The sequence below is a fragment of the Candidatus Eisenbacteria bacterium genome (assembly GCA_016867715.1).
GTDB lineage: Bacteria > Orphanbacterota > Orphanbacteria > Orphanbacterales > Orphanbacteraceae > VGIW01.
This window is the reverse complement of the sequence record VGIW01000008.1, coordinates 40,790-59,474: the sequence shown is the minus strand read 5'-3', so window position 1 is coordinate 59,474 and position 18,685 is coordinate 40,790. Positions and strand designations below refer to the sequence as shown.

14 protein-coding genes and 1 pseudogene are annotated in these 18,685 nt (G+C 65.6%); 13 read left to right on the top strand and 2 right to left on the bottom strand.

What is annotated here, in order from left to right; translation table 11 throughout:
- From FJY73_03105 to FJY73_03045, 13 genes and pseudogenes are all read left to right on the top strand, one after another.
- Positions 1 to 1,092: FHA domain-containing protein (locus tag FJY73_03105; GenBank protein MBM3319646.1), on the top strand; the 1,092-nt coding region annotated here is incomplete at its 5' end.
- A 62-nt stretch (positions 1,093 to 1,154) separates the two neighbouring features.
- Positions 1,155 to 2,750 (top strand): protein phosphatase 2C domain-containing protein, encoded by a 1,596-nt coding sequence (locus FJY73_03100; GenBank protein ID MBM3319645.1) that lies wholly within the window; start codon positions 1,155 to 1,157, stop codon positions 2,748 to 2,750.
- Between the two features lie 13 nt (positions 2,751 to 2,763).
- The gene (locus tag FJY73_03095) at positions 2,764 to 5,151 is read left to right on the top strand and encodes an SUMF1/EgtB/PvdO family nonheme iron enzyme (GenBank protein MBM3319644.1); all 2,388 of its coding nucleotides are present in this window, start codon (positions 2,764 to 2,766) and stop codon (positions 5,149 to 5,151) included.
- Between the two features lie 133 nt (positions 5,152 to 5,284).
- A complete protein-coding gene (locus FJY73_03090) occupies positions 5,285 to 5,827 on the top strand; it encodes an HRDC domain-containing protein (GenBank protein MBM3319643.1) in 543 nt (180 codons plus the stop codon).
- Positions 5,820 to 6,140, top strand: coding sequence for a four helix bundle protein (locus tag FJY73_03085; GenBank protein MBM3319642.1), 321 nt, complete (start codon positions 5,820 to 5,822; stop codon positions 6,138 to 6,140). The genes FJY73_03090 and FJY73_03085 overlap by 8 nt, the downstream gene beginning before the upstream one ends.
- A gap of 38 nt (positions 6,141 to 6,178) precedes the next feature.
- Positions 6,179 to 7,270 carry a group II intron reverse transcriptase domain-containing protein gene (locus FJY73_03080; GenBank protein MBM3319641.1) on the top strand — a complete coding sequence of 364 codons (1,092 nt, stop codon included), beginning with the start codon at positions 6,179 to 6,181 and terminating at the stop codon, positions 7,268 to 7,270.
- 33 nt (positions 7,271 to 7,303) lie between these two features.
- Positions 7,304 to 7,453 carry an SUMF1/EgtB/PvdO family nonheme iron enzyme gene (locus FJY73_03075; protein MBM3319640.1) on the top strand — a complete coding sequence of 50 codons (150 nt, stop codon included), beginning with the start codon at positions 7,304 to 7,306 and terminating at the stop codon, positions 7,451 to 7,453.
- Between the two features lie 291 nt (positions 7,454 to 7,744).
- A pseudogene (locus tag FJY73_03070) lies at positions 7,745 to 8,358 on the top strand (nitroreductase family protein).
- A 141-nt stretch (positions 8,359 to 8,499) separates the two neighbouring features.
- On the top strand, positions 8,500 to 9,906 hold the full coding sequence (locus FJY73_03065; protein MBM3319639.1) for an MFS transporter: 1,407 nt from the start codon (positions 8,500 to 8,502) through the stop codon (positions 9,904 to 9,906).
- A 306-nt stretch (positions 9,907 to 10,212) separates the two neighbouring features.
- Positions 10,213 to 10,440, top strand: coding sequence for an amidohydrolase family protein (locus FJY73_03060; GenBank protein MBM3319638.1), 228 nt, complete (start codon positions 10,213 to 10,215; stop codon positions 10,438 to 10,440).
- Positions 10,441 to 10,635: 195 nt separating this feature from the next.
- Positions 10,636 to 11,226 (top strand): LemA family protein, encoded by a 591-nt coding sequence (locus tag FJY73_03055; protein ID MBM3319637.1) that lies wholly within the window; start codon positions 10,636 to 10,638, stop codon positions 11,224 to 11,226.
- Between the two features lie 48 nt (positions 11,227 to 11,274).
- Entirely contained in the window at positions 11,275 to 13,236 is a 1,962-nt protein-coding gene (locus tag FJY73_03050) for a M48 family metallopeptidase (GenBank protein MBM3319636.1), read from the top strand.
- A 139-nt stretch (positions 13,237 to 13,375) separates the two neighbouring features.
- A complete protein-coding gene (locus FJY73_03045) occupies positions 13,376 to 14,419 on the top strand; it encodes a substrate-binding domain-containing protein (protein MBM3319635.1) in 1,044 nt (347 codons plus the stop codon).
- A gap of 60 nt (positions 14,420 to 14,479) precedes the next feature.
- Here the strand turns inward: FJY73_03045 and pulA are convergent, their stop codons facing one another.
- Both pulA and FJY73_03035 read right to left on the bottom strand, forming a co-directional pair.
- On the bottom strand, positions 14,480 to 17,809 hold the full coding sequence (gene pulA, locus FJY73_03040; protein MBM3319634.1) for a pullulanase-type alpha-1,6-glucosidase: 3,330 nt from the start codon (positions 17,807 to 17,809) through the stop codon (positions 14,480 to 14,482).
- Positions 17,810 to 17,913: 104 nt separating this feature from the next.
- Positions 17,914 to 18,582, bottom strand: coding sequence for an OmpA family protein (locus FJY73_03035; GenBank protein MBM3319633.1), 669 nt, complete (start codon positions 18,580 to 18,582; stop codon positions 17,914 to 17,916).
- Between the last annotated feature and the right edge of the window lie 103 nt (positions 18,583 to 18,685).

Here is an 18,685-nt window from a genome sequence, read left to right as displayed (position 1 = left end):
TTGCTCGTGCTGGGCACGCTCCTCGGGGCATTGGGCGAAGCCCTCGCCCAGGACATCGAGCGGGTGATCGTCCAGATTCGCCAGGGAACGATCGGGGCGAACACGAAGGTCGAGATCTATGGGCGGATAGACAAGTGGCGCCCCGACCCCTCGGGGAACACGTGGGCGTACGAGCTCCGCGACGATTGGGGCGACGGGATCACGGTCATCACGGACAAAGGACTTCCGCCGACCGAGGCGCGCTATCGCGTGACCGGCATCGTGAACCAGGACGCGCAGAGCGGCCAGCTCACCCTCGTCGAGCTCGAACGCGCCGAGCACGGCGACGGCGGGGGCGGCGGGGGCGAGGTCATTCCTCCGATCGATCCGCGCCAGGCGGAGTTCGACAACCTTCTCGGCCAGGCGCAGTCGCTCCTCTCGAACCGCAAGTTCAAGGCCGCGATCCCGCTCTTGCAGCAAGCGATCACCTTGGGGCAGTCGATGACCCGTCCCCCGGCCGGACTTTCCGTCGCGCGTTCGCTCCTCGCCGAGGCCGAAGAAGGGGCGAAGCCTCGCTGGCTCCTCTTCGGTCTCATCGCGGCGGTTGTCGTGGTCGCGGCCGCGCTCGTTCTCGTTCTTCGGAGAAGTTCCCGCGAGCCGGCCACGGATGATTTCGGGGCCGGGATCGTCACGGTGACCGACAAGACCCAGAAGATCACGGCCGCCGTTCCGACCCAGGAGGCGATCCAGGCGGGGACCGTGAAGGTGATGCCCGGACGCTTCGAGGTGAAGGGCGGCGTCGATCTCAAGGAGATCCGCCTCGTCCGTCCGCGCGGCGTGAGCGATCACCAGATCGAGTACACCTTCGGCCGCCTTCAGGGGGACCCGACGCGCCACATTCAGCTTTCCGATCCGACTGTCTCGAGCCGCCAGGCGAGGCTGAAGTACGGAAGCGAGGGCTACACGTTCATCAACATCCCGGATCCGGCGGATCCCGATCGGAACGCCACGCTCTTGAACGGCGCGGCGATGAAGGCGGACGAGCCGCGCGTCCTCAAGGAAGGGGACGTGATCCGGATGGGGACGGTGGAGCTCGTCTATCACAAGGACTGAGCGCGAGCCCGAAGATCGCGTAGGCGGCTCCGGACGATGATCCGGACCGTAATGAGGCGGCCGTGAAGCGGACGGTTCAGTTTCGGACGACGCAGGGGCGTCGCCCGGAGAACGAGGATTTTTGCTGGGGACTGGTTTTCTCTCCAGCGAAGGGATGCGTGCACGCCGCGCTCGTCGTCGCGGACGGAATGGGGGGCGCGCTCGGCGGGGCGCATGCGAGCCGCCGCGCGGCCCTCCTCCTCCGCGATCGGCTCCGGGATCGGCCTCCGCGGCGCGAGGAGCTGGAGCCGTGGCTGGGGGACGCGTTCGAAGAGGCGCACGAAGCGCTTCTTCGGGAGAGCGAAGCGAATCCGTCGCTCCGCGGGATGGGAACGACGCTCGTCGTCGTCTTCGCCACGGAAGACGAGTGGGTCGTCGCGCACGTCGGCGACAGCCGCGCGTACCTTCTCGCCGAGGGACGGATCGAGCCGCTCACGACCGACCACAGCGCCGTGCAGGACGCGATCGACCGCGGCCTCTACACCGCGTCCGAAGCGGCGACGAACCCGGTCGTCCGGACTCTCGCCTCCGCGCTCACGCGCCATCTCGGGGAGAGCGGGAAGCCCTCTCCGGATATTCGAAGAGTTCCTCTCGCGCCGAACTCACTCGTTCTGGCCTGCACGGACGGCCTCACGGGGAACCCCGTCGAGGGGATCGTCGCGCCGGACGAGCTGGTGCAGCATCTCCGGGGGACCCGCGATCTCTCCGATGCGCTCCGCAATCTTCTTAGCCTCGCCTACACGAAAGGGAGCACGGACAACATCACGGTCGGCGTCGTGGAGGCCGGACGGCTCCCGAGGGCGAAGCCGTCGGTTGGACGGCTCCCCGACGTGGAGGCGTTGAGAAAGGAGGAAGGCGTGGCGGGAGAGGGGAACGCGGGTCGAGGCTTGAGCCGCGGCCGGAGGGTCTTGGTGACGCTCCTCTCTCTCTTCCTCGTCGCGGGGATCGGCGGGATCGGATGGCTTCTCTTCAGGCGGCCGCCGGATCGTGTACCCGACGACGTGGTCGAGACGACGGAGACCGAGACGGTGGAGGATTCGACGGCGTTTTCTCCGCCGAGAACCCAGCGCGGCGGCGACCCGCCGCAGGCCCCCGTGTCCGCAACGGCGCCCCGCGCGGAGCGGGAAGCGCACGCCGATCGGGAGGCGCGCGACGTTCGGCCCGAGAGGACTCGGGACGAACGCCCTCCGGAGCGAGTGGTCGCCGTCGAGCCACCTGCTCCGGAAACGCCCGTGTCGCCGAGCGAGGTCGCGGTCCCCTCTCCGTCTCCGGAACCGATCGAGATCCGTTGGCTGGGGCCGGTCGAGCCGGGCGGGGACGTCAAAGGAACACCGGCGCGGCCCGGCGAGATCGTCCGGCTCAGGCGCTATCAGAGTCTCGCCTTCGAGGTCGCCGGCCGGGTGCCGGCGCGGACGGAGTGGGTCGCTCGATACCGCGCTCGGAACAAGCCGTGGAGCGAGCAGAGGAAGCTTGTCTGCTCCAAGGAACAAGAACCCTGGGTCGTGAAACAGATCGCGGCACTCGATTCCGGCGACTACGAGATCCAGATCCTTCTGGTCACCGACTCCGATACGGTCCGATCAGACTTGCTTCGCGTGCGGGTTTCGGCCGGTCCTTGAGGCATCGATCGTCATGCAGACCGCACTCGTCAGCGTTCTCGCCACCCTTCTCGTCGTCGGTCTCGGCGCGCTTCTCTACCTTCTCGGGAGGAATCGGGGGGCGTCCTCGACGAGCGGCGGGATGACGCTCGGCCCCTATCGCCGTCTCGTTCTTCTCTCCGACAAGGGCGGCATGGCCCGGATCTACTCCGGCCACAACAGCGCGTCGAACCGGCCCTGCGTGTTGAAGGTCTTGCGGCAGGAGCTTCTCGGCGACGCGGACGTGGTGCGGAAGTTTCGGCGCGAGGCGGAGATTCTGGAGCAGCTCAAGAAGGCGGATCCGTTGTGTCCGGTTCCTACTGTTTATGGGACGGGGAGCGTCTCGACCGGGTTCGCGGAGCTTCCCTTCATCGAGATGGAGCGGATTCCCGGGCACACGCATCTCGGGGATTGGCTTCGGGAGAAGGGGAAGCTCACGATCGCGGAGTGCGAGATCGTGGTGGCGCAGATCGGTCGGGCGCTTCGCGTGGCGCACCGATTGGGCGTGGTACACCGGGATCTGAAACCGGGGAATCTCCTTCTCGCCGACGGGCGTCTCGACCGCCTGGTCGTGATCGACTTCGGCGTGGCGAAAAAGATCGACGCGCGGAGCGTGACGGTGGGCGGGTACGGGACGGCGGCGTACATGTCTCCGGAGCAGTGCGGGGCGGGGGAGGCGATCACCGCGGCGACGGATGTGTATGCGCTCGGCGCGCTCTGGTACGAGATGGCGACGGGGCGGCGCGTGTACGAGGACGAGAATCCTCTCCTCGTGATGCAGCAGCATCGGGAGGGTCTCGCAGGGGAGCGCGTGCGCGCGCACGCTCCGGCCGAGCTTCGCGCGCGGCTCGCGGCGATGCTGGAGCGGGATCCCTCTCGCCGCCCAAGCGTGGAGGATGTTCTTCGCGGTCTCGGTCCCGAGGCTTCGCGAGTGGAGGGGTATCGGACGGGCGTTCCGGCGGCGGGGGCGCCCGCACGGCGAGCGCGGCGAGGCTGGAGAATCGCTGCTCTCGCGGCCGGAGCGGCCGCCTTGGCGGTCGCGCTCGTCTGGATCGCGATTCCCCAGCTTGCCGAAAAGAAAGAAAGAGAGGAGCGCATCGCGGTCATTCAACCGCGCGAGAGCGCGACAAGGGAGACACCGAAGCCGCTCTCTCCCCCACGCGAGACGCCGGCGCCCAGGCAGGAGAGGTCTACGCCTCCGCCTGCTCCACAGACGGTTGTCACTCCCCCGCCGTCGACTCCGCCGCCCGTGGATCCTCCCCCCTCCTGCCGCCTTTCCGCTTCCTCTCTCGATTTCGGCGCGCTGGAGGTCGGCTCGCAGGCGGAGAAGCGTTTTACGATCCAGAACGCGGGTGGGGGAAGACTGACCGGCTCGGTGAGCGTTCCGGCCGGGACGGACTTCAAGATCACGGCGGGGGGCGGCGCGTACGATCTCGCCGCGGGCGCCGTCCACTCGGTCGCGGTCCGTTTCTCCCCCTCCGGTCCCGGAGCGAAGAGCGTGACGATCTCGACCGGCGCATCGTGCAGCAACGTGACCTGCGCGGGGAGCGGCAAGGAGCCCGCGCCCCCGCCTCCTCCACCTCCTCCACCCCCGCAACCCGCCGTGGTCACGGCCCCACGCGACATGGTCCTCGTTCGCGCCGGCACGTTCACGATGGGGAGTCCGTCGGGGGAGCTCGGCCGGGACTCGAACGAGGATCAGCATCAAGTGACGCTGACGCGATCGTTCTACGTCTCGAAGTACGAGGTGACGCAGTCGGAGTGGGAGTCGGTGATGGGTTGGAACGAGTCGGGTTTTCGGGGTTCGAGTCGTCCAGTGGAGAACGTGACCTGGTTCGATGCGGTGATGTACTGCAACAAGCGATCGGAGAGAGAGGGGTTGACACCGGCGTATACGATCTTGCAGCCGGCTTATTCCGGGAATCACATCACGTCGGCGACGGTGATGTGGAACAAGGATGCGTACGGCTATCGTCTCTTGACCGAGGCGGAGTGGGAGCACGCGTGTCGCGCGGGGAGCGGGAGCGCGTTCTGCAACGGGACGATCACGAGCGCGACCGGTTTCGACTCCAAACTGGACTTGGTCGGTTGGTACGATCAGAATTCCGGGAGCCAGACGCATGCAGTCGGCGGGAAGAGCCCGAACGCTTGGGGGCTGTACGACATGCACGGGAACGTGTGGGAGTGGTGTTGGGATTGGTACGGATCGTATGGGGGTACGGCGACCGACCCGACGGGTCCCGGCTCCGGCTCCTACCGCGTGTTACGGGGTGGCAGCTGGTTCAACTGCGCCCAGTTCTGCCGCTCCGCGAGTCGGATCGTCCACGCGCCGGGCAACCGCGACTACTACCTCGGTTTTCGTCTCGCGAGGAACGGTTCATGACGCTTTGCGCTTTTACCATTTTACGATTTGCGGGGTTCTTTCCGAGGCCGAGGCCGGCGAGAAGGGCGAAGCCCGAGAGACGGCCGAGGCCGCGTGGCCGGGCGGTTGTCCACAGGCTTGAGGAGATCTCGGCGTGAGCGTTTCCGTTACCATCCTCACGCTCCCCTTCTTGCCTTCCGCGCAGGGTTTCGACGCGGATCCGATCGAAGCGCTCGAGAGACGCTGCGAAATCCTCGATGTGGTCCCCGCGTTCTTCGAGCACGGCGGCCGGCCCTATTGGACGTTGGCCGTCACGCATCGGTTGCGCCGAGCGCCGGGGGAACAGGGCGCGGAGGGCGCGACGGAAGGGGAAGCATCTCCCGAGGAGTTCCGGGAGACCCGTCGCCGGGGGCGCTACGGCTGGAGGGAGCCGGTTTCCGAACAGGATGCCGGGCTCTATCAGGCTCTTCGTGCATGGCGTTCCGAAGTCGCCGACTCGCTCGGCGTCCCGGTTTATCTCATCTTCACGAACCGGCAGCTCGCGGAGATCGCTCGTCTCCGCCCGGCATCGATCGCATCACTCGGGTCTGTCCCGGGCGTGGGAAGAAGGCGCCTCGAAAAACACGGACAGGCCGTCCTCGACCTCGTGAGTCGATTCGGAGACCCCGTATCCGTCGCCGGAGCCGAGCATGTCTGAAGAGGAGCTTCCTCTTTACCTTCAGTGGACCGAGTTCCTGGACTGGCTCCTCGGCCGCACGGAGAAGTTCCCGCGGCGCGTGCGCCTCTCCATCTCGAACCGTCTCGAGTCCCTCGCGCTGGACATGCTCGAGGACATCGTCGAAGCTCGCTACACACGCGCGCGCCGGCCGGTCCTCGAACGGATGAACCTCCGGCTGGAGAAGATGCGTGTTCTCCTTCGCCTCTGTCACCAGCGAGGCTTCCTTCCACACGATGGCTACGAGCACGGTTTCCGGCAGCTCACCGAAACTGGTCGGATGGTCGGCGGATGACTCCGCTCGCTCGACCGCGACCTCAAGGAGCCGGCTTCGTGCGGCGGGTAGGCGGGCTCTTCGAATCCGTCTGTTCCTTCCCGGCTCTCCACGCGGCCGCCCGTTTGGCCGCGCGCGGAAAGAAACGAAGTCTCTCGGTGGCGCGTTTCCTTTGGAACCTCGAAGAAGAGCTGTTCACGCTGGAGAGTGAACTGCGCGCCGGAGCATGGAAGCCCGGGCAACCCCACCGCTTCCTGATCCGCGATCCCAAGGAACGCGTCATCACTGCCGCGCCGTTTCGGGACCGTGTTGTCCATCACGCTCTTTGCGCGGCGATCGGTCCTGTATTGGAGCGCGGGGCGATCGATCACTCGTATGCGTGCCGGGTCGGGAAAGGGACGCATGCGGCGGTCGAACAATGCCGGCGTCTTGCAGGGCGCTGGTCGTTCTTTCTGAAGAGCGACATCCACCGCTTCTTCGCAACCGTGGATCACGGCGTGTTGAAGACGCGGTTGCGGCGAGTCCTCAAAGACCGCCATGTGCTGGGCCTTTGCGACACAATCGTCGACGCCGGCGCGGGGTCGGACCAGATCTCGCACGGCGGTTGTCTTTTCGTCGAGCCGGCGGCGCTCGGGCCGCCGACGAGCAGGCAACGGGCGTGCGGTCTTCCGATCGGAAACCTCACAAGCCAACATTTTGCGAACTTCTATCTATGCGGCTTCGACCATTTCGTGCTCGAGCAGCTGCGCCCCGGGGGTTACCTCCGGTACATGGACGACTTCATTCTGTTCGACGACGATCGTGGGCGCCTGAAGGGAATGCTGGGAGACGTTCGGCGCCATCTCGCGGGCGAGCTTTCTCTCGATCTGAATCAAGCCGCGACGCTGCTTACCCGAACCGTCGTCGGTATTCCTTTTCTCGGCCTTCGGACCTTTCCGCGGCTCGTGCGGGTGCGGAGGCGGAAGGCTCAGCGATTCAGCCGAATGCTCCGGCGACGTCTGAAGGAATCGCACGACGGGCAGGTGGAAGAACTGCGCCTGCAAAGCAGCCTCGGTGCCTTGGTCGCGCATGTGGAGGCTTGGAGTCCGCCCGGCTTTCGAAGGCGGGTCCTGGCTTCCTTTCGGGCGGGAACGAAAGAAGATCGAGGGTGAGTTGCGCGCGGGACGTGCTCGCGAACCGGCCGCATGCGCGGTCCCGGCTCCGGCTCCAACCGCGTGAAACGGGGTGGCAGCTGGAACAACAACGCCCAGAACTGCCGCTCCGCGAATCGGAACAACAACACGCCGGACAACCGCAACAACAACCTCGGTTTTCGTCTCGCGAGCACGGCTTGAAGCGAGTGGCGGGCGGTCCACGGATCGCCCGTGCGGGCATGAGCCGTCCACGTTCCCGTCCGGCTCCGCGGACGAGCACGGGTGGAGCCGCGCGTATGTCGCGGTTCATCGAGCTAAATCCTCGGGCGAAGAGAACATCAGGCACGCGGCTCGTAGCCCGAGTCGTCGGGCGAGCGCCGCGGTCCTTTTCTGTTCTCCTTCTCGCAGCTTCTCTTCGCGATAGGCTCTTCCGTCGAGTCTCGCTCGATGGTAGGATCGGTGTGCATGAAAACCGGCGACTAGGAGAACCGAATGCCGATCGACAAGCGGGCAGCGGCGGATCGTCCGATTCACGATCTCATCGCGAGGAGATGGAGCCCGTGCGCGTTCGACGGAAAGGCGGTCCCCGACGACGATCTCCGCTCGATCTTCGAGGCGGCGCGGTGGGCCGCGTCCTCCATGAATGAGCAGCCGTGGCGCTTCATCGTCGCGCGGAAGAGCGATCCCGAGGAGTTCGAGCGGCTTCTCTCGTGTCTCGTGGAGCGAACCGGGAGTGGGCGAAGCACGCGCCGGTTCTCGCGCTCGGCGTTACCAGTCTCTCGTTCGCGCGGAACGGATCTCCGAACCCGACCGCTCTTCACGATCTCGAGCTCGCGTCGGCGACGCTCACGATCGAAGCGACCGCGCGCGGTCTCTTCGTGCATCAGATGGGGGGGATTCTCCCCGAACGTGCGCGGGAGATCTACCGCATTCCCGACGGTTGGCAGGTCGTCACGGCGCTCGCGATCGGATCTCTCGGAAATCCGGACGATCTTCCCGAGAAGCTCCGCGCGCGCGATCTCGCCGCGCGGAAACGACGGCCCGCGCGGGATACGGTCTTCGAGGGAGAGTGGGGAAAGCCATCGCGGCTTTTCGGCGTCTATTGAGCCCGATCCAAAGAATGCAATGGGCCGGACCCCGTTCCGGCGGCTGTGGCCGCGGCTCCTGTCGGTGGGCGCCGTTGCATTTCTTGCGTCGTCGTCAGTAATGTCTTGTTCCAAGCATATCTTCTAGGTTAAGGAGGATCGATGAGCAGAGAAGCGCCCGACTCGAAAGGTCCTCTCGGCGCCGTCGCCAAGTACTTCCGCGATTTCGGCGTCCTCAAGCGGACCCGGTCGGAGTACTGGGGCATCCAGATCATCAACCTTCTCGACTCGACGACCTTCTTCTCGATCCTCACGATCGCGGTCGTTCTTCTCTCGGACGACTTCGGCTTCAGCGATGAAAACGCCGGCTACGCGGTCACGCTCTACGGGAGCACGACGACGATCTGCCTCTTCTTCTCGGGGATGATCACCGACTGGCTCGGCATCCGAAAATCGTTTCTCGTCGCGATGATCGGGCAGTTCCTGACGCGCGGGACGATCATGGTGCTTGCGCTGAACCCGAACCTCTTGCCCGAGTATCGCGGCGTTCTCGTGGTGGTTGCCTTCTTCCTGATGGCCCCCTTCGTCGCGATGGTGCAAACGTTCTTCCAGGCGGCGAACAAGCGTTTCACGACCAAGAGCTCGCGCGGGGCCGGGTTCAACCTCTGGTATCTCTTCATGAACATCGGCGCGGCAGCGGCCGGCTTTCTCATCGACATCGTCCGCCTCGCGCTCGGTGTCGGGAACGGACACATCTTCACGTTCGCTGTTTTCGCGCACGTCGTCTGCTTCGTCCTCGCCCTCGTCTGGATCCGCCGAGAGGACCAGGCGCACGACGAGGACGAGGTGATCGAGCCGGAGGTCAAGGAACGGAAGAAACCGTGGGAGGTCGCCGTCGCGGTCCTTCGCGAGTCGATCTTCTGGCGATTTCTCGTGCTCGCCTCGCTCATCATCTTCGTCCGCGCGTGTTTTCTCTATCTGCACCTCCTTTGGCCGAAGTATTGGCTTCGCGTGATCGGGCCGGACGCGGCCATCGGGACGCTCCAAGCGGTGAACCCGGTTCTCGTCATCATCGGCCTCATCCTGCTCATCCCGATTCTTCATCGATATAGTGTATACAAGATGCTTACCTACGGCGGGATGATCTCCGCCCTCTCTCTCTTCGTTCTCGCGATCCCGACATTCGGGAACGCGACCTACGTCACGTCGATCATCGCGCTCGTCGTTCTCACCGTCGGCGAGGTGATCTGGTCGCCGCGCCTCTACGAGTACACCGCGGCGATCGCTCCGAAGGGGCAGGAGGGAACCTACCTGGGCCTCTCGATGGTGCCGTACTTCCTCGCGAAGACGGTCGTGAGCCTTCTCTCCGGGCACATGCTCACGCGATGGGTGCCTCTCGACATCGGGGAGCAGCTCCGCGCCGGGACGGTCGCTTTTATGGACTCGCCGAGCGCGCTCTGGCTCATCCTCGGAGCGTTCGCGCTCGGCGGCCCCATCCTCGCGATCGTCTTCAAGGATTGGTTCACCAAGGGGGCGCACTGGGAGCGTTCGGGAGGCGAGGTGAAGTAGCGGAGAGCGGCGACGGTTGCTCGGACATGCGAAACGCGATTCCGGTCGCCGCGAACACGGGACGAACGGCCAATAGCGAAATGGTCATTTCAAGTTCAAAACGCGCGGTTCGGTGTCTTCATTGCTCTCTTCTTCCAGGGACACTCGCCCCGCTTCTCGCCGTTCTCTTCGCTCTCGCGTGCGGGGGAGGCGAAGAACCGGCGACGCTTCTTCTTACCGGCGGGCGTGTCGTGACGACGGACGAGACATCGCCCGAGGCGGAAGCCGTCGCGATTCGCGGCGAGACGATTCTCGCCGTCGGAACGAATGTGGAGATCGCCCACTTTCGAGGGGAGGAGACGCGCGTTCTCGATCTACGCCGCCTTCGAAGAAGAGAGCAAGGGCTCGATCGCGCCGGGGAAGCTGGCGGACATCGTTGTTCTCTCTCGGGACATCCTCGCCGTTCCCGATGAGGAGATTCCGGGGACGGTTGTCTGGGCGACCATTCTCGGAGGCGAGGTTCTCCATCTCCGGGAAAGCTCGGGAAGCGAGTAGCCGGAGGGGCGATCTTTCTCTGGTTCGCGTGAAATAAGAGAGCGTCTTCGCGCGTATTCGGTTGCGAGGAAGCGCGGCGAGGATCGTCTTGACGCCGCTCCGGCGCGGGGCGAAACTCCACTCGTTCGGGAACGATTCGCGCGGGCGTCGCCGGATCTTCCGCGAGGCGCGCGCGTCGCTCAAAGGAGGGTTCACATGGCGCTGATCGTCCTTCTTCTCGTCGTCGCCGCTCTTCTGGCGATCGTAATCGGGATCTACAACCGGCTCGTCGCCGGAAGAAACCGGTATCAGAACGCGTTCGCTCAGATCGACGTGCAGCTCAAGCGTCGCTACGATCTCATCCCGAACCTCGTGGAGACCGCGAAGGGGTACCTGAAGCACGAGCGCGAGGTTCTCGAGAACGTCGTGAAGGCGAGGAACATCGCCGCGAGTGCGGCGGAGCTCGCCGCAAAGATGCCCGGCTCTCCCGAGGCGATGCAGGGTCTCGCCGGAGCGGAAGGCGCGCTTTCCGGCGCGCTCGGCCGCCTCTTCGCGGTCGCGGAAGCCTACCCCGACCTCAAGGCGAACCAGACGATGAGCCAACTGATGGAGGAGCTCACGACGACCGAGAACAAGGTCTCGTTCGCGCGCCAGGCGTTCAACGACATGGTCATGCAGTTCAACATCCTTCGAGAGACGTTCCCGAACAACATCCTCGCCGGGATGTTCGGGTTCACGAAGGCGGAGCTTCTCCAGGCGACCGAGTCCGCGGAAGAGCGGAAGGCGCCGAAGGTTTCGTTTACGTAGAAATCATAGGCCCGCTCTCCTTTGCGCGGGAGCGGACCGCCGGGCGACATGAACTTCTTCGAGCACCAGGATCGCGCGCGCAGAAACACGAGCCGGCTCGTGTTTCTCTTTTCGCTCGCCGTCGCGGGTATTATCGTCGCGCTCTACGCGGCGAGCCGGATCGTCCTTCGCTACGCCGCGGGAACTTCGACCGGCCCCACAATGCACGAGTGGTGGAACCCGCGGGACTTCGCGATCATCGCCGTGTGCGGGATTCTCTTCATCGGCCTCGCGAGCTTGACGAAAATGCAGACGCTTCGCGGGGGCGGGAGCGCGGTGGCGGAGATGCTCGGGGGCCGGCGCGTCCAGCCGTTCACGGAGGACCCGGCGGAGAAGCGTCTTCTCAACGTCGTCGAGGAGATGGCGATCGCGTCCGGCATTCCGGTGCCGGCCGTGTACGTCCTCGAGAACGAGGAGGGGATCAACGCCTTCGCAGCGGGACACACGCCGAGCGACGCCGCCGTCGCCGTCACGAGGGGAACGCTCCGGCATCTCAAGCGGGACGAGCTTCAGGGGGTCATCGGCCACGAGTTCAGCCACATCCTGAACGGGGACATGAGGCTCAACGTTCGTCTCATCGGGATCCTCTTCGGCATCTTCGCCCTCAGCATTCTCGGGAGGATTCTCCTTCGCATCGGCGGCGGCGCGCGGAGAGGCGGGTCAAGAAGAGGAACGCCGGTCGCGGCGATCGCGGGCCTCCTCCTCGTGCTCATCGGGTACATCGGGACGATCGCGGGCCGCCTCATTCAGGCGGCCGTCTCGAGAGAGCGCGAGCATCTCGCGGATTCTTCCTCCGTTCAGTTTACACGTGATCCTTCCGGTCTCGCGGGTGCGCTGAAGAAGATCGGGGGCTTGGCCGAGGGCTCGCGCATCCGCTCGCCCAACGCGGAGCAGGCCAGCCATCTCTTCTTCTCGCCCGGAAGAGGAATAGGATTTCTCACGGCGGCGTTCGCCACGCATCCGCCTCTCGTCGAGCGGATCCGAAAGCTGGAGCCCTCGTTCGACGGCGTGTTTCCGCGCGTAGAAGAGGAGTCATCGACCGAGCACGAGGAGCGGCCGGCGAAGCGCGCGCGCGGGCTCGAGGATCTTCTCGGTCCCGTCATTCTCGGAGGAGGCCTTGCGGTCGAACCGGGGAAGATCCGAGATCGCGTCGGGAACCCGAACGCGAACGATCCGGCGCTTGGCGCGGCGCTTCTTGGTCTCATCCCGGAGGAGATTCGCTCGCGAGCGTCGACTCCCGAGGGGGCCGCGCGGTCGATCCTCGCGCTTCTTCTCGACTCGACCGACGACGCTCGCGAGAAGCAGATCGAGATCCTCAGGAAAGACCTTTCCTCCGGCGAGATCGAATCGATCGTTCGGACGCACGAAAAGCTCCGCGGTCTCGATCCTCGCGCGCGTCTTCCGCTCGTCGATCTCGCGGCGCCGGCGCTCCGCGATCTCCTGCCGCTCGAACGCGAGAAGCTCCTCGTGAGGATCGACGCGCTCGTGAACACGGATGCCCGCATCACGCTCTTCGAGTTCGCGCTCCGTCAAGTGGTCGCGCACCGCCTCCTCCGCGCCGCACGTCCGGTCGATCGAATCCGCTTCCGGTCGTTCGGTCCGGTGCTCAAGGATGTCGGGGTCCTTCTCGGCGCGCTCGCGCGCGCGGGGAGCGGGGGAGATGAAGACGCCGCGCGCTCCGCCTTCGCGAGCGGGGTCGCGAGGATCGAGGATCTCGCGAAGACGTCGTTCCCTTTCCGGCCTGAAGAACCGGCGGACTTCGCCGCGCTCGAGAAAGCTCTCGACCGCCTCGCGGAGGCATCGTTCGCGGTGCGCGAGAAGACGGTCGACGCGGCCGTTCACGTCGCCCTCGCGGACCGTTCGGTGACGATCGAGGAGGCGGAGCTCGTTCGCGCATTCTCCTCCTCGCTGGACTGCCCGATTCCCCCGTTCTCCCCCGAGTCCTTTCGCGCGGAGGCGCCCTCTCGTTGAGGGCGCCAATTCCGCCGGCCGTCTCCATCCCCGCCGATTCACGCGACCGGGCCGCGGCTCTGTGGTAGCCTGAGGCGGGGCACGCTCTACCGTTGTTTTATCCTTTAACGGTTGAAAGCGGCTTCCGGGAGGACGGGACATGTCGTGGCAGAAACCGGGAAGAAGAGAAGAAACCGGCCGAACGTTGCCCGGGAGCCGGCTCGTGCTCGCGGTTCTCATCGTGATGTTTCTTCTCTTCATCGTGTGGCAAGGCGGGAGGCTCCGCCGGGAGATCGGACCCCGCACGGTCAACGTCTACTGCTTCAGCGCCCTCGAGGAGGTGATGACGGAGGAAATCCTTCCCGCGTTTCAAGAAGCGTGGAGCCGGAGGACAGGGGAGCGCGTGGAGTTCATCACGACCTTCGCGGGCTCGGCCGCGCTCACCGATCGAATCATCGCGAAGTTCCCCGCGGAGATCGCCGTCCTCTCCTCGGAGATCGACGCGATGAGGTTGGTCCGGAGGGGCGTGCTCCCAGGCCCCACGTGGCGAATGTCCCCGAACGCGGGGGTTTTCACGCGTTCACCGATGGCGATCCGCGTGCGCGAGGGGAATCCTCTCGGGATTCTCGGGTTCGAGGATCTCGCGCGTGACGGCCTCCGGCTCTTGCTCGCCGATCCCGCCTCATCGGGGGCGGGCGAGTGGACGCTCCTCGCCGTGCACGGTTCCGAGCTTCGCGCGTCGGGCGACCCGGAAAAGGCAAGGGACCTCTTGCAGCGCGTTTGGAGGAACGCGGAGGCCGTCGAGCCATCCGCTCGGCTTCTCCGCGCTCGGTTCGAGGAGGGCGCGGGAGACGCGACGATCACCTACGAGGCGGACATCCTGCGAAGGTTCGCCCCGGAGCGCGCGCGCGAGGAGTTGGTGGTCCCCCCGCGGACGATTGTCAGCGAGCCGGTCGTCGTCAAGATCGGCCGGAACGTCACGGCCGAGCAGAAGGAAGTCGTCGATTCGCTGATCGCTTTCTTCTGGGGCGAGAGGGCGCAGACGATTCTTGTCGAGCGTGGGTTCCGGAGCGTCGACGACGCGCGGAACGCCGCGAGCTCGAGATTCTCGGAGGCGAAAGCTTCGTTCACGCTTCAAGAGATTGGCGGCGCGGATTGGGCAGAGGCGGAGGTGCTGGGCAAGCCGTGGCGCGGGGAGAGATGACGGCGGAAGGGGGCGAGCCGAAGTTCTCCCCGACGGCGCGCCCCGCTTCCGCCCGCGCGGCTACCTCTTCTCGACGAAGACCGCGGCCGTCCGCGGCGCCACCGTGAACTCCCCGGTCCCCGCGTCGAACGAACATGCGCGCTCCGCCGGATCCGGCGATTCCGCCTGCACGGGATGGAGGACGAACGCGGCGCCCTTCCATTCCGCGTCCGCGTGCTTCTCCTTCTCCTTCGATGCGTTGAAGAGGACGACGATCCTCCGATAGGCGGGATCGATCGTCTTTCCCGGCGCCGTATCCGAGAGGCTCATCACGACGAGCCCCGGGGTCTGCCGGGGTCCGGTGTTGTGGAAGCGGATCCTCTCGGCGACTTCCTCCCCCGTACGGAGGCGGAAGAGCGGCGAGCTCTTTCGAATGCGAAGCGTCCGCCGGAAATGCTCGAAGGCCGCGGCGATCTCCTCGCGATTCGGCCGAAGGTCCGCGCGCCCGAGCAGCGGACGCATAAGGTTCCAGCGGTCGCGGTTCTTCTCGGCGGGCGGGAGTCCCGCGCCGAAGTTGTTCGTCTCATACGTGAAATCCAGACGGTTGAACCAATCGCCCGAGTTGTAGCTGTCGTTGTCGAACGACTTCGAGCGAAGGATCTCGACTCCCGCGTGGAAGAAGGGAATCCCCTGCCCAAGCGCGGCGAGATCGATCGCGAGGTTCCGCATGCGGATGCGATCGGCGGCGGGCGCACCCGGCGGAGCGGCCGCGACGATCTTGTCGAAGAGAGTCTGGTTGTCGTGCGCGGAGACGTAGTTGATCGTCTCGATCGGGTTCTTCGCGTACCCGACGGACGCATAGTCGCCGCCTCGCGTCTCGCGTCCGTCATGCGCGGCGAACCGATAGTCCCTGAGGTTCCCCGCGAGCCCGATCCGGATTCGATCCGCCGCGTCGAGGAGCCTCTCCCGCTCGGCCGGCCCCGAGCCGTTCCATCCGTTCGGATCGAGGAAGAGCCCGGTGGCGAATCCCTGGTCGCGCGCGTCCCCGAACGGACTCCCGCCTCGGACCGCGTCGCGCATTCGGTCGTTGAACGTCCCGACGCCGGTCCCGTACATGTTCATTTGCGTCGCGTTCACGCCCCGCTTTCCGTCGGCGACCTCGCCGAAGTTCCATCCCTCGCCGTAGATGTAGATCTTCGATCCGTCCACGCCGTCCTTCTCCGGCGTGAGCGACGCGAGGCGCTCGTTCGCCTTCACGAGGTTGCTTCTCATGTGATGGCCCATGAGGTCGAAACGAAACCCGTCGATCTTATAGTTCGTCGTCCAGTGGACGAGGTCGTCGATCAGGAAGCGCTCCATCATGTAATGCTCGCTCGCGGTGTTCGCGCAGCAGGTGCTCGTCTCGACGCGCCCGTCGGCGTTCAGCCTGTGGTAGTAGCCGGGAACGATCCGATCGAAGACCGAGCGCGGGTCCTGTCCGCTCGCGTGCGTGTGGTTGTACACGACGTCCATCACGACGCGGAGCCCCATCCCCGCGAGGGCCTGCACCATGCGGCGGAACTCAAGGATGCGCGCGGGTCCGTCCGGGTCGGTCGAGTAGCTCCCCTCGGGAACGCCGAAATGGAGCGGATCGTAGCCCCAGTTGTAGCCGTCCGCGTCCTTGATCGCGGAGATCGCCTCCTGCTGCTTCTCCGAGTCGGGCGGGAACAGGGAGAGATCGCCCGGGCTTTTCCACTCGCTCTTGTTTTCGTTGATCGTCGCGAGATCGAAGACGGGGAGAAGGTGGACGTGGGTCACCCCCGCCTCGGCGAGGAGGCGGAGATGCCTCGTGCCGTTCGATTCGTCCGCGAACGCGAGGAACGTCCCGCGGTGTTCGTCGAGGACCGCCGGATCGCTCGCGCTGAAGTCCCGCACGTGGAGCTCATAGAGGACGATCTCCTCGGGACCCGCGAGATGCGGCTTCGCGAGCTCTCCCCATCCTTCGGGCTTGAGCGCCGGGTCGTTCATGTCGACGATCTGCGAGCGCGTGCTGTTCATCGAGAGGCTGCGCGAATACGGGTCGGTGACGAGATTGCGTTCGATTCTTCCCGTCGCCGGCGCGTAGACGTCCACTTCATATAAATAGTATAGGCCTTTCCAATCGGGCGCGCCGGCCGCGGTCCACACGCCCCCCTCGGCTGTCATCGGGATTGTCCGTTCTCCGTGGGGTCCTCGAGGCGAGGAGTACAGGTGAAGCGTCACGGAGCGCGCCGTCGGGGCCCAGAGCGCGAGCGAAGGGGTGCCGTCTTCCCAGATCACGCCGAGGGGGCGGTCGGTGCGGAAGAGGTCGTCGAGGACGCCGGGGATCTGGATGCCGGTCGCGTCGCGGAGCTTCCCATCCGTTCCGGAAACCGAGATCGCGACGCGGCACTTCAAGATCTCCGGAACCTTCGGAAGATCCGTGTCCGCGATCCGAAGCCCTCCGCGCCTCCCGAGATGAGGGAAGCGTTCGCGGATCTCGGGCGCGAGATCGTCCGGATCGGGAACGAGCGCGATCGACTCGCCTCCGAGAACTCCTCCGGCGGTCACCTCGAGCTTCCCGTCCGCCGCGTAGTGAAGACGGTAGCTCTCGCCGCTCTTGCCGGATCCCTTCCACACGATCGTGCGGGCCGAGACCCAATGCGCTTGGGATCGTCCGAGATCGCCGAAGGCGAGGCCGGCGACATCCGGCGGGGTCGTGTGAAGGATGGGGCTTCCGGAGACGAGCCAGATCTCGCGCCCGTGATCGGCAAGAACGAGGAACATGTCCGGCCCCGGATCCTTCTGGTCCCCCTTGTGGACGATGAAGCCGACCTTCGCGGCGTTCGGCTGAAGACGAACATCCCAGTAGGGCCCGAACGAATCCTCGCCGGTCGGAGGGAGAGGGGAGTCCCAGGTCACGCTCTCCCTCGCGTCCTCCCAGACGTGAAGACCCCATCCGCCGTACGATCGGTCCGGGCGGTGGTAGCGGATTCGAGCCTTCCCCTCTTCGAGAGGCGGAGCGGACGGAAGCGCGCGCGCCTCAGGCGCAGGAGCTCGCCCGACGACTCGCACGGCGTTCTGTCCCCCATAGCTGTCGTCGACGTAACTCGCCGCTTCCGCGTCGATCGGCTCTCCGTCGTGATCCGTTTCCATATTCTTCGGCCATTGACCGTTGATGAAGAACTTGTACGCATGCTCTCCGGGCGCGAGCTCGATCGTGACGGACCAGGTTCCGTCCGCCCCGCGGGCGAGGGGAGTCTCCCCCCAGTTATTCATCGAACCTCTCAAGGAAACGCTCGTCACTTGCTCTCCATCGAACGGAACGTAGCGAAACGTCACCTCTTCCGCGCCCGCGGCTCCGAAGAGCGCGGTCACGAGAAGAGCCGCCTGGAGGAAGGGGAAACGATACACGGCATCGGGTCCTTTCTGTGGTTCGGTGAGAAACGGCCCGCCGGCGATCCGCACGGCGGGCCGAAAGGAAGCATGCGGGTTCGATCGCTGCTGCGGCGCGGCGATCAGCTCTTTCCGGCTTCCGACTCTGCGCTTTGCTTCAGCTCCTCGTTCGCGGTGATCGCGACCTCGACGCGGCGGTTCGCCTGCTTCCCCTCTGGGGTCGAGTTGTCGTACACGGGACGCATCTCGCCGTAGCCGACGATCGTCATCCGGGAGCGCGCGACGCCGAGTTCCGTGAGGTAATTCGCCACCGACTGCGCGCGCCGCTCGGAAAGCTTCTGGTTGTGTTCCTCGCTTCCGTCCGAGTCCGTGTGCCCCTCGATCCGGATGTTCGTGTCCTCGTACTCGTTCAGGATCCCCGCCATCTTCTTCAGGTTCTCTTGCGCCAGCGGCCGGAGTTCCGCTTTGTTGACGTCGAAAAGAATGCCCGATTCGAAGGTGAGGAGAATCCCCTCGCCGACCCGCTCGACGTTGACGCCATCGAGGTTCTTCTCCATCTCGGCCGCCTGTTCGTCCATGTACTTGCCGATGATGGCGCCGGTCGTGCCGCCGACCGCGGCGCCGACGATCGCGCCGGCCGCGGTGTTTCCGGCCCTCTTGCCGATGATCCCGCCGATCACCGCGCCGGTCGTGCCGCCGAGCGCGGCGCCCTTCTGAGCTCTCGACATCGTGCAGCCGAACGCGCCGACGATCAGGCTTCCCGCCAGAAGCACGACGATCGCTTTCTTCATAGTTCAACCTCCTTCGTTGGGGACGGGGGACTCATTCGGCCTCCCGCTCGGTTCCCGAATGTACCGCATGGAGCGCCGCGGCGCAATTGATCCTCTCTCCGCT